Genomic DNA, 10,644 nt, shown 5'->3' on the forward strand with positions numbered 1-10,644 from the left:
CCGATCCCCCGCGCGTCGCAGGCCGTGCTCACGGGTCGGGGCCCGTGCCCGCGAGTCGCGGGCGGTGCTGGCGAGTGGCGGGCGGTGCTCGCGCGTCGCAGGCCGTGCTCACGGGTCGGGGCCTGTGCCCGCGAGTCGCGGGCGGTGCTCGCGCGTGGCGGGCGGTGCTCGCGCGTTGCGGTGTGATCTCCGGACGGTGACGCACGTATCACGCTCAAGATCAGGTAGTTGGCGTTCCGGAGATCACCCAGGCCCACCGTTGGCGCGGTGAAGGTTCGGTCGCCAGCGCGGCGCGGGTGGCATGCAGCGCGGTGAAAGGCGAAGCGTCGCCGGCAGCGCGAAGCGGGCGGCGGACTCCTAGCGGGCGCGTCGTGGAGTAGAGCGCGCGTGAAAGGGCGCGGCGCGGAGCAAGACGCAGTGCGGGGGAGACGCGACGCGGGGGGAGACGCGACGCGGGGGGAGACGCGACGCGGGGGAGACGCAACGCGGGGAGGACGCAACGCGGCGTAGGGCGCGACGCGGCGTAGGGCGCGACGCGGCGCGGGGGGAGACGCAACGCGAGGGAGACGCAGTGGGGGAGACGTAGCGCGGAGCAAGAGAGCGGAGCGAGCGGGGAGCGGAGCGAGCGGGAGCGAAGCGAGCGCTAGCGGGGAGCGGGGAGCGGGCCCGTGGCGTACCGCTGGATCGTGGGGGCGAACATCGCAACCAGGTCGTCGACCGCCGCACTCGCGAGGGGTTCGAGCTTGATGATGTAACGCATCATCGCCAGCCCCGCGAGTTGCGAGGCGATCAGGGCGGCCCGGATCGGCGCTTCGGCCGGGTCGAGGTCGAGCTGTTTGACGACTCGTCGCAGGATCTGCGTCTGGAGGAATTCCCGGAGGAGGCGCGCGCCCATCTCGTTGGTCACTCCGGAACGGATCAGCGCTACTCCGATGCCGCCGGCGGGGGAGTCCCATACCCGCAGGAAGGCCCGGATCAGCGTCTCGCCGACGTGGTCGACTCCCGCCGTCGTGATTCCGTCGATGAGCGTACGCGGGTCGATGGGGACTTTCATGGTGTCGAGGAACAGCTGTTCCTTGGAGCCGAAGTAGTGGTGCACCAGCGCCGGATCGACTTCGGCTCCGGCGGCGATCTGGCGTACGGTCGCGCCGTCGAAGCCGCGTTCGGCGAACGCCTGTCGCGCCGACGCGAGAATCGCCTCTCGCGTGTCCGGGCTGCCCGGGCGGCGGCCCGTCCTCTTCGCCATCACGATGATCCACCTTAAGCCGGGCCGCGCGACCACCCGCCGGGAGGCCGCGCGGCCGATCCGGTCAGGGCGTACGCCGTCGCAGGGTCATCGAGGCGAGCACGAGGGCCAGCACCACGACTCCGGCGACGACGCCGAGGTCACGCCACATCGTCGAGGTGGCATCCACGTTCGCGCCCACCTCTTGGAGCGCTTCGACGGCGTACGTCAACGGCATGACGTCGCTGATCGCCTGAAGCCAGCCCGCCATCTGATCCCGCGGGACGAACAGTCCACACAGGAGGATCTGGGGCAGGGCGACGACCGGCATGAACTGGACGGCTTGGAACTCCGTCTGGGCGAACGCACTGGCCAGCAGGCCGAGCGCCACGCCGAGGACGGCGTTGGTGACCGCGATGAGGATGACCAGCGCCGGGCTGCCCGCAGTGTCGAGATCGAGCAGCCAGTACGCCAACGCGCTGGCGATCGTCGCCTGGATCGCGGCGGCGACGCCGAACGCGATCCCGTAGCCGAACAGCAGGTCCGTTCGGCGCAGCGGGGTCGTCAGGAGCCGTTCCAACGTCCCGGTGGTCCGTTCCCGGAGCATCGCGATGCTGGTGACCAGGAACATGATGATGAAGGGGAACAGCCCCAGCATGATCAGCGCCACCCGGTCGAAGACCATCTCCTGGTTGTCGTACATGAAGTACAGCAACGTGAGCAGCAGCGTCGGAACCACGACGAGCAGACCGATCGTGCGCTTGTCGTGGCGCAGTTGGCGGAGGATCCGAGCGGTGGTGTGCAGCAGCGTCATCGCTCTTCTCCTGCCGGTAGACCGCCCTGCTCCAGCGCGTCGCCGTGGCGGCGGATGAGCGTCAGGAACGCCTGGTCGAGGTCCTCGGTGCCGGCGGATGCCTTGACCGCCGCCGGGGTGTCGTCGGCGATCAGCTCGCCCCGCCGGATCAGCAGCAGGCGGTCGCACCGGTTGGCCTCGTCCATCACGTGGCTGGAGACCAGCACGGTGGCGCCGTCTACGGCGAGTTGCCGGAAACGGGCCCACAGTTCGTCCCGCAGCACCGGGTCCTGCCCGACCGTGGGCTCGTCGAGCACCAGGATCTCCGGCTTGCCGACCAGCGCGCACGCCAGGGAGGCGCGGCTGCGCTGGCCGCCGGAGAGGTCGCCGACGAGCTGGGTCGCCGCGCCGCCCAGACCGACGTCGACGACCACCTGATCGGCGTGCGCGCTGTCGAGCCCATGCAGGGCGGCGAAGTACCGCGCGTTCTCCCGGACGGTCAGGTCGGCGTACACGCTGGGGGCCTGGGTGAGGTAGCCGATCTTGTGCCGGAGCGTGGCCGACCCGGCGGGCTGGCCGAGCACGGTCACCGTGCCGCTCCGCACGAGCTGCACGCCGACGACGGCCCGCATCAGCGTGGTCTTCCCGGAGCCGCTCGGGCCGAGCAGCCCGGTGATGCTGCCGGTGGGGACCGAGCAGCTGAAGCCGTCGAGCACCCGCAGTTTGCCGCGGTCCACCACCAGGTCTTTGACCTCGATCATCGTTCCTCCCAGATTTCATTGTCCGTTGAATTCAACGCTAGATGAGTTCCGGAGAGTGGTCAAGTGAACCCCTGTTTCGGGTTGCCGACACGGCGCGGGAGAATCGTGGGATGCCCGACTCGACCCTCGACCCAGCCATCGCCCAGCAGCTCAAACGCGACGAGCACGGGCTGGTCGCCGCGATCGCCCGGCGGCACGACACCGGTGAGGTGCTGATGCTGGCCTGGATGGACGACGAGGCGTTGGCGCGTACGCTCCGGACCGGCCGTGCCACCTATTGGTCGCGCAGCCGCCAGGCGTACTGGGTCAAGGGGGAGACCTCCGGGCACGTGCAGCACGTCAAGGCCGTCCGGCTCGACTGCGACGGCGACGCGCTGCTGCTCGACGTCGAGCAGGTCGGAGCGGCCTGCCACACCGGTGCGCCGACGTGTTTCTTCACCGAACTGCCGTTGGGGGCCTGATGCTGTCTGGTGCCGTTACCCCGGATCTCGACGACTTCGAGAAGCGGGCGCAGGGAAGACGGGTGCTCCCCGTCGCCCGGCGGCTGCTCGCCGACGGCGAGACCCCTGTCGGCGTCTACCAGAAGCTCGGCGGCGGCCCCGGCACCTTCCTGCTCGAATCGGCCGAGCCCGCCGCCGGTGCGGCCTGGTCGCGCTACAGCTTCATCGGCGTACGCTCGCTGGCCACGCTCACCGAACGGGACGGCGAAGCCGTCTGGCTCGGTACGCCCCCGGCCGACCTGCCCAGCGAAGGCGATCCGCTCGACGTCCTGCGGGCCACCCTGGCCGCGTTGGGCCACGATCACCTCGACGACGATCTCCCGCCGTTGACCGGTGGGCTCGTCGGCTACCTCGGCTACGACTTCGTCCGGCGGCTCGAACGGCTGCCCAGCCTCGCCGAGGACGACCTGCACCTGCCCGAGCTGGGCCTGATGCTCGCGACCGACCTGGTGGTGCTCGACCATTACGCCGGAGCCGCGATTCTCATCGCGAACGCGGTTCTCCCCGCGGACGGCACTGAAGCGGATGTGCGGGCGGCGTACCACATGGCGGTGGGCCGGCTGGACGCGATGACGACGGCTTTGTCGCGGCCGACACCACCCCTGGTCTCGACCGTGCGCGGCGTGGGCGCGCCCGCGTTGCGCAGCCGTACGCCCGACGGTGAGTTCCCGAAGGCGGTCGAGGCCGCCAAGGAGGCGATCCGCGCGGGCGACTGCTTCCAGATCGTGGTGGCGCAGCGGTTCGAGGCCGAGTGCGAGGCCGACGCGCTGGACGTCTACCGGGTGTTGCGGACGACGAACCCGAGCCCCTACATGTACCTGCTGCGGTACGACGGCTTCGACATCGTCGGGTCGTCCCCGGAGGCGCACTTGAAGGTCACCGCGACCGGCAAGGCGATGCTGCACCCCATCGCGGGCACCCGGCCCCGGGGCGTGTCCGCCGAGGACGACGCGCGGCTGGCGAACGAGCTGATCGCCGACCCCAAGGAGCGGTCCGAGCACGTCATGCTCGTCGACCTCGGGCGCAACGACCTGGGCCGGGTCTGCCGACCGGGCACGGTCGAGGTGCCGGAGTTCGCCACGATCGAGTTCTACAGTCACGTCATGCACATCGTCTCGACGGTCACCGGCGAACTGCGCCCCGAACAGTCGGCTTTCGACGCGCTGTGCGCGACCTTCCCGGCCGGCACGCTGTCCGGCGCGCCGAAGGTCCGTGCGATGGAGATCATCGAAGACCTCGAACCGACGCGGCGCGGCCTGTACGGCGGCACGGTCGGCTACTTCGGCTTCGGCGGCGACCTCGACATGGCCATCGCCATCCGCACCGCGCTCATCCGGGAGCAGCGGGCGTACGTCCAGGCCGGGGCGGGCATCGTCGCCGACTCGGACCCCGCCGCCGAGGAACAGGAAACCCGCAACAAGGCGATGGCGGTCCTGTCGGCCATCGCCGCCGCGCAGACCCTGCGGGCCGCGCGATGAAGAACCGCGTACTGCTCGTCGTGGTCGTGGCCGCGGGCGTCATCTGGCTCGCCGGGGACAAGATCGCCTCATGGGTACGCCCAGTGGCGCTGGCGGTGTTCGCCGGTGCGTTGGCCCTGCTCCTGTGGCCACGCATCCGGCCATCGGGCCGATCGTCCACGGCACCGCCGTCCTCAGGTGAGCCGTCGAAGCCGGAGTCGTCGAAGGAACTGTGGGACGCGGTAGACCGAGGCGAAGACCCCACCGCCCCCTGACCCGCACCTTCCCCTTCTCCCGCCCTTCCCGTCCGCCCTCCGCCCTTTTCCGCCCTCCGCCCTTTTCCGCCCTCCGCGTTCGCCGCCCTTTTCCGCGTTGGCCCGCCCTTTTCCGCGTTGATCATGGAGTTAACTGTGGTCTCGGCGGTGTGTCGACACCGGAAACTCCATGATCAACGGCGCGTCGGGCGGGCGGCGTAGCGGCGCGGTGGCGCGGCGTAGCGGGGGCGCGGCGGCGTGGCGGGGGCGCGGCGTAGCGGGGAGCTGCGGCGCGGGGGCTACGGGCGGCGGAGGCGGGCGCGCAGGTCGGCCCGTTCGGCCGCGCGCGCCCGGTCGGCGCACACGGCGTCCCAGGCGTTGCTCTGTGCGGTGGCGACTACCTTCTCGTCGGTCAGCGCGCGCTGAAGCTGGCCCAGCAGCCGGGCGCTGAACGTGATGACGGCGCGCGGAACCGCGGTGATGTCCCGTTCGGGTGCGATTGTGGACATGACGACCGCCTCCTGACGAATGCCCGTCGACCATTCTGGTCACCCGAGGCCATGAACGCATCTCAACGTGCCGGGCGTCTCAAGTGTTCTGGGACATACCTTCTACGCTGCGGATTTCCGATTCGTGTCACCGTCGTGACAAGTGGCTCGCTCGATCGGCCGAGCGCCGCTGTCGTAGTCAAGTAGTTAAGTTTCTTTCCATGAGAAGGTTGCTCGCATTCGTCCTCGCGGTAGCCGTGGGGATGCTGGCCGCGCCGGTCCCGGCTCAGGCGGCCGGCACCCCGCCGCAGATCTACGGGGCTTGGCACTGCAGCGACGACGCCTGTATCTGGGGCACCGTCCGCACGGTCGCCGAGTTCGATTCGAAGAACCATTGGCTGATCGACCGGGGTGACGGGCGGCCCAGCGTCAACCTGGTGGTCCTGAGCTTCGTCGAGCCGCTCAAGCTCCTGCATCAGACGACCGACACGGCCACGCTGAACGGCGTACCCCGGGGGATGACGCCGGAGATCGTCAACTACTTCACCTCGCGCGGCGTACGCGTGATGCTGTCCATCGGCGGGATCACCTACACCGACGAATGGGACGCGGCGCTGGCCGAGAACGGGACGCTGCTCGGGCAGCGGGCGGCGGCGGTGGCTACCCAGCTCGGCGTCGGCATCGAGATCGACTACGAGCAGAACTCCAACCCGAACCTCGCCCAGCTGCAGAACTTCATCACGGCGTACCGGGCGGTGCACCCGTACAACGCGGCCGGGACCGATCCGACCGCCCGGCTGACCATCGACACGGCCGCCGGGGACCGCTGGCTGATCGACCTCAACCGCAAGGCGACCGCCGACTGGCTGCGTACCGACACCCCGGTGCTCGACTGGGCCAACGCGATGGTGCCGGCCCGTCAGCCGTCGACCTCCAGCGCGATCGCCAACTGGCAGGAGCACCTCGACGGCAAGCCGACCTATTCGCCGCCGGTGCTCCCGCTGGCTCCGGCGAAGTTCACCGGCGGTCTCTACGTCGCCGAGGGGAGCAAGGTCCGCCCGGAGTGCACCAACTTCGCCGGCTCGCTGCAGAACAGCACCGGCTCGTGGCTGACCACGGCCGCCCCGAAGGGGGCCGGAACGACCGCCGGTCTCCTCGGGTACATGTTCTGGGCCGCCGAGAAGCCATCGACGCGGGGCGTCACGACTCAGCCGCCGAACACGTGTGAGGGAGGGATGGGCGCGGGGGCGACCTTCTATGCGATCCCGATCCCGATGCCAGCCCTGCGACAGAGTTGAGCTGGGAGTTCTCGCCGGGCCGTCACGGGGGCGGCCCGGCATTATGCACCATTCCATTCGGTGGTGCGCGCCATACCCCCGAGTCCGAGGCCGACATCTCGCCGCCTAGCATCCACCCATGGCACCTGGAGATGGGAAAACGCAGGTGACGGGGAGCGTTCTCGACGAGATCATCGCCGGCGTCCGGGAGGACGTCGAGGCACGTCAGCATGAGGTTCCGCTGGAGGAGATCCGGCGGCGGGCGGAAGCGGCACGGGCGCCGCTCGACGCGTACGCCGCACTCCGCCGACCCGGCGTGGGCGTCATCGCGGAGGTGAAGCGGTCGTCGCCGTCCAAGGGAGCGCTCGCTGAGATCCCCGACCCGGCCGAGCTGGCCGGCGAGTACGCCGCGGGCGGCGCACGCTGTGTCAGCGTGCTCACCGAGGGCCGCTGGTTCGGTGGTTCGCTGGACGACTTGGCGGCCGTCCGGGCCACGATCGACATCCCGGTGCTGCGCAAGGACTTCATCGTCTCCACGTACCAGGTGCACGAGGCGCGGGCGTTCGGCGCCGACCTCGTCCTGCTGATCGTGGCCGCGCTGGACCAGAAGGTGCTGGTCGGGCTGCTGGAGCGGATCGAGTCCCTCGGGATGACCGCCCTCGTGGAGGTGCACACCGAGGAGGAGGCCGACCTCGCGCTCGAAGGCGGGGCCCGCGTCATCGGTGTCAACGCCCGGGACCTGCGTACGCTGGAGGTCGACCGTTCGGTGTTCGAGCGGATCGCGCCCGGCCTGCCGAATCACGTCGTCAAGATCGCCGAGTCGGGCGTACGCGGCCCGCTGGACCTGATCCGATACGCGAGCGCCGGCGCCGATGCCGTCCTCGTCGGAGAGGGTCTCGTCACGCAGAAGAGCCCGCGGGAAGCGGTGGCCGAACTGGTCAACGCCGGTAACCACCCGGCGACGCCGCGCCCCGCCCGCTAACCGGCAGACCTGCGTTGATCATGGAGTTTCCGGTGTCGACGCGCCGTTGAAACCACAGTTAACTCCATGATCAACGGGATGGGGGTAAGTAGAGATGCAGCCCGATGAGCGGGGGCACTTCGGCCCGTACGGCGGCCGTTTCGTGCCGGAGGCGCTGGTCGCCGCCCTGGACGAGCTGGACGCGCACTATCGCAAGGCGATGGCCGACCCGGAGTTCACCGGGGAGTTCGACCGGATGCTCCGCGAGTACGCCGGCACGCCGTCGCTGTTGTTCGACGCCACCCGGCTGTCGAAGCAGGCGGGCGCCCGCATCCTGCTCAAGCGGGAGGACCTCAACCACACCGGCGCGCACAAGGTACGCAACGTGCTCGGGCAGGCGCTGCTCACCAAGCGGATGGGCAAGCCGCGGGTGATCGCGGAGACGGGCGCGGGCCAGCACGGCGTCGCGAGCGCCACCGCGGCGGCGTACCTCGATCTCGAATGCGTCGTCTACATGGGTGAGGTCGACACCGAGCGGCAGGCGCTGAACGTGGCGCGGATGAAGATGCTCGGCGCGACCGTCATCCCGGTGACCCACGGGTCGCGGACGCTCAAGGACGCCATCAACGAGGCGCTGCGCGACTGGGTGACCAATGTGGACTCCACCCACTACCTGCTGGGCACGGCCGCCGGGCCGCATCCGTTCCCCGCGATGGTGCGTGACTTCGTCAGCGGCATCGGCGTCGAGGCCCGGGAGCAGTGCCTGGCACTGACCGGTGGGCTGCCGGACGCGGTCGCCGCCTGCATCGGCGGCGGCTCGAACGCCATCGGCGCGTTCCATGCGTTCATCCCGGACGAGTCGGTCCGCCTCTACGGCTTCGAGGCCGGCGGCGACGGGTTCGAGACGGGGCGGCACGCGGCGAGCATCACCGCCGGCGAGACCGGCGTTCTACATGGCGCCCGGACGTACCTGCTGCAGGACGAGGACGGGCAGACCATCGAGTCGCACTCGATCTCGGCCGGGCTGGACTACCCGGCGGTCGGACCGGAGCACGCCTGGCTGAACGACACCGGCCGGGCGACCTACGAACCGGTGACCGACGCCGAGGCGATGGACGCGTTCGCGCTGCTCTGCCGGACCGAGGGGATCATCCCGGCGATCGAGAGCGCGCACGCGCTCGCCGGTGCGTTGCGGATCGCCCCCACCTTGTCGGCCGAGCTGGGCCGGCCCGCCACGATCGTCGTCAACCTCTCCGGACGCGGCGACAAGGACATGCACACCGCCGGGGCGTACTTCGGCCTGTTCACCGGGGAGACGGTGTGAGCCTCTTCGACAAGGCCCTGGCTGAGGGTCGTCCGGCGCTCGTCGGCTACCTGCCGGCGGGCTTCCCGACCGTCCAGGGCGGCATCGACGCCGTCCACGCCCTGATCGACTCCGGCGTGGACCTCGTCGAGGTCGGCCTGCCCTACTCCGATCCGGTCATGGACGGACCGGTGATCCAGCGGGCCACCGAGCGAGCGCTCGCGAGCGGTGTGCGTACCAAAGATGTGCTGGCCACGGTCGAGGCCGTGACCGGCAAGGGCGTGCCGGTGGTCGTGATGACCTACTGGAACCCCGTGGACCGGTACGGCGTCGACGCCTTCGCGCGCGACCTGGCCGCGGCGGGCGGCGCGGGCCTGATCACCCCGGACCTGATCCCGGACGAGGCCGAGGACTGGCTGGCCGCCTCCGACGAGCACAAGCTCGACCGGATCTTCCTGGTCTCGCCCTCGTCGACCGACGAGCGCATCGCGATGACCGTCGCCCACTGCCGTGGGTTCGTCTACGCCACCGCGGTCATGGGCGTCACGGGGGCGCGCGACGCCGTCTCGGACGCGGCTCCCGAGCTGGTCGCGCGGGTCAAGGCGGCCAACTCTCCGGTGCCGGTCGGGGTGGGCCTAGGGGTACGCGACGGGGCGCAGGCCGCGCAGGTCGGCCGGTACGCCGACGGCGTGATCGTCGGGAGCGCCCTGGTGAAGGCGGTGGCCGACGACCCGACCCTGGCCTCGCTGCGCGCCCTGACCGTGGAGCTGGCGGCAGGCGTCCGGTCCGCACGCGCGTCGTGAGCCGCCGTGGGCTCGGCGAGCCGTTGCCGGTCCACGACCTGGCCGACCGGTACGCCAAATGGCACGCCGAGAAGGTGTACGAGTGGGAGGCCGGACGGCCGACGTATCGGCTGACCGGCCCGGACGACTCCGTCCGATACGTCAAGCTCACCCCGTCGACGGGGCGGCTGCACGACGAAGCCCTGCGTACGCGCTGGGCCCTACCGTGGGTCCGGGTCCCCGAAGTGGTGGAGTTCGGCAGCGACGGCGACCACGACTGGCTCATGACCGCCGAACTGTCCGGAGTGGACGCTTCGGTGCATCCGCTGCGGGCGGCGGACCCGGTCGCGCTGGTCACGGCGTTCGCCCGAGGACTGCGCTTCTTCCACGACACCGTGCCGGTGGACGAGTGCCCGTTCTGGTTCCCGGACCTGCCGCCGGACGCCGACCTCGTCGTCTGCCACGGGGACTACGTCCTGCCGAACGCGTTCCTCACCGGCGACGTCGTCACCGGGTACATCGACCTCGGCGACCTCTGCGTCGCCGACCGGTGGCTCGACCTGGCCGTCGCGCTGAACAGCTTGGAACAGCCGTACAACATGGGGCCCGGGTACGCCGACGTCTTCCTCTCGGCGTACGGGGTCTCGCCGGAGCCTGCGCTGGCTGCTCGGTACCTCGCTCTCTACAACGCTCGCTGACCCGCTCGCCGCCGCTCGCTGACCCGCTCGCTGACCGCTCGCTCGCTCGCCGCTCGCTCCCCGCGTTGATCATGGACCTACGCGTTGATCATGGAGTTAACTGTGGTGTCGCCGGTGTGTCATCACTGGAAACTCCATGATCAAC

12 protein-coding genes are annotated in these 10,644 nt (G+C 70.3%); 8 read left to right on the forward strand and 4 right to left on the reverse strand.

From position 1 onward, the window contains the following. Positions 1-643: 643 nt before the first annotated feature. The 3 genes from AB0M47_RS39970 to AB0M47_RS39980 form a co-directional block, all read right to left on the reverse strand. A complete protein-coding gene (locus AB0M47_RS39970) occupies positions 644-1,246 on the reverse strand; it encodes a TetR family transcriptional regulator (protein ID WP_363423530.1) in 603 nt (200 codons plus the stop codon). Positions 1,247-1,310: 64 nt separating this feature from the next. Then, a complete protein-coding gene (locus tag AB0M47_RS39975; protein WP_363423532.1) occupies positions 1,311-2,039 on the reverse strand; it encodes an ABC transporter permease in 729 nt (242 codons plus the stop codon). Further along, positions 2,036-2,779, reverse strand: a complete 744-nt coding sequence (locus AB0M47_RS39980) for an ABC transporter ATP-binding protein (RefSeq protein ID WP_253761645.1) — start codon at positions 2,777-2,779, stop codon at positions 2,036-2,038. The genes AB0M47_RS39975 and AB0M47_RS39980 overlap by 4 nt, the downstream gene beginning before the upstream one ends. Before the next feature lie 110 nt (positions 2,780-2,889). Between AB0M47_RS39980 and hisI the strand changes: the two genes are divergently transcribed. From hisI to AB0M47_RS39995, 3 genes are read left to right on the forward strand one after another with little or no spacing between them, the layout of a single operon-like run. After that, positions 2,890-3,240 (forward strand): phosphoribosyl-AMP cyclohydrolase, encoded by a 351-nt coding sequence (hisI, locus tag AB0M47_RS39985; RefSeq protein ID WP_253761646.1) that lies wholly within the window; start codon positions 2,890-2,892, stop codon positions 3,238-3,240. Further along, on the forward strand, positions 3,240-4,757 hold the full coding sequence (locus AB0M47_RS39990; RefSeq protein WP_363423535.1) for an anthranilate synthase component I: 1,518 nt from the start codon (positions 3,240-3,242) through the stop codon (positions 4,755-4,757). The genes hisI and AB0M47_RS39990 overlap by 1 nt, the downstream gene beginning before the upstream one ends. Continuing rightward, entirely contained in the window at positions 4,754-5,011 is a 258-nt protein-coding gene (locus AB0M47_RS39995; RefSeq protein WP_363423537.1) for a hypothetical protein, read from the forward strand. The genes AB0M47_RS39990 and AB0M47_RS39995 overlap by 4 nt, the downstream gene beginning before the upstream one ends. 278 nt (positions 5,012-5,289) lie before the next feature. Here the strand turns inward: AB0M47_RS39995 and AB0M47_RS40000 are convergent, their stop codons facing one another. After that, positions 5,290-5,499, reverse strand: coding sequence for a hypothetical protein (locus AB0M47_RS40000; RefSeq protein WP_363423539.1), 210 nt, complete (start codon positions 5,497-5,499; stop codon positions 5,290-5,292). A gap of 200 nt (positions 5,500-5,699) precedes the next feature. On the opposite strand from AB0M47_RS40000, the gene AB0M47_RS40005 reads away from it, so the two are divergent. The 5 genes from AB0M47_RS40005 (at position 5,700) to AB0M47_RS40025 (ending at position 10,499) form a co-directional block, all read left to right on the forward strand. After that, entirely contained in the window at positions 5,700-6,776 is a 1,077-nt protein-coding gene (locus tag AB0M47_RS40005) for a hypothetical protein (protein ID WP_363423541.1), read from the forward strand. Between the two features lie 118 nt (positions 6,777-6,894). Next, entirely contained in the window at positions 6,895-7,737 is an 843-nt protein-coding gene (gene trpC, locus AB0M47_RS40010; protein ID WP_363423543.1) for an indole-3-glycerol phosphate synthase TrpC, read from the forward strand. Between the two features lie 94 nt (positions 7,738-7,831). Then, positions 7,832-9,040, forward strand: coding sequence for a tryptophan synthase subunit beta (trpB, locus tag AB0M47_RS40015; protein WP_363423545.1), 1,209 nt, complete (start codon positions 7,832-7,834; stop codon positions 9,038-9,040). Continuing rightward, positions 9,037-9,822: a tryptophan synthase subunit alpha gene (gene trpA / locus AB0M47_RS40020; protein WP_363423547.1), complete on the forward strand. Its 786-nt coding sequence runs from the start codon at positions 9,037-9,039 to the stop codon at positions 9,820-9,822. The genes trpB and trpA overlap by 4 nt, the downstream gene beginning before the upstream one ends. Further along, positions 9,819-10,499 (forward strand): phosphotransferase, encoded by a 681-nt coding sequence (locus tag AB0M47_RS40025; protein ID WP_363423549.1) that lies wholly within the window; start codon positions 9,819-9,821, stop codon positions 10,497-10,499. Before trpA ends, AB0M47_RS40025 begins: the two co-directional genes overlap by 4 nt. Positions 10,500-10,644: the final 145 nt, after the last annotated feature.

Origin of the sequence: Hamadaea sp. NPDC051192 (assembly GCF_040682475.1) — a bacterium.
Taxonomy (GTDB): Bacteria; Actinomycetota; Actinomycetes; order Mycobacteriales; family Micromonosporaceae; genus Hamadaea; species Hamadaea flava.

Coding starts and splice junctions, on each gene's coding strand:
- trpB (WP_363423545.1), top strand. CDS start 7,832: ATGCAGCCCGATGAGCGGGGGCACTTCGGCCCGTACGGCGGCCGTTTC.
- trpC (WP_363423543.1), top strand. CDS start 6,895: ATGGCACCTGGAGATGGGAAAACGCAGGTGACGGGGAGCGTTCTCGAC.
- AB0M47_RS39990 (WP_363423535.1), top strand. CDS start 3,240: ATGCTGTCTGGTGCCGTTACCCCGGATCTCGACGACTTCGAGAAGCGG.
- AB0M47_RS39970 (WP_363423530.1), bottom strand. CDS start 1,246: ATGGCGAAGAGGACGGGCCGCCGCCCGGGCAGCCCGGACACGCGAGAG.
- AB0M47_RS39995 (WP_363423537.1), top strand. CDS start 4,754: ATGAAGAACCGCGTACTGCTCGTCGTGGTCGTGGCCGCGGGCGTCATC.
- AB0M47_RS39975 (WP_363423532.1), bottom strand. CDS start 2,039: ATGACGCTGCTGCACACCACCGCTCGGATCCTCCGCCAACTGCGCCAC.
- hisI (WP_253761646.1), top strand. CDS start 2,890: ATGCCCGACTCGACCCTCGACCCAGCCATCGCCCAGCAGCTCAAACGC.
- AB0M47_RS39980 (WP_253761645.1), bottom strand. CDS start 2,779: ATGATCGAGGTCAAAGACCTGGTGGTGGACCGCGGCAAACTGCGGGTG.
- AB0M47_RS40000 (WP_363423539.1), bottom strand. CDS start 5,499: ATGTCCACAATCGCACCCGAACGGGACATCACCGCGGTTCCGCGCGCC.
- AB0M47_RS40005 (WP_363423541.1), top strand. CDS start 5,700: ATGAGAAGGTTGCTCGCATTCGTCCTCGCGGTAGCCGTGGGGATGCTG.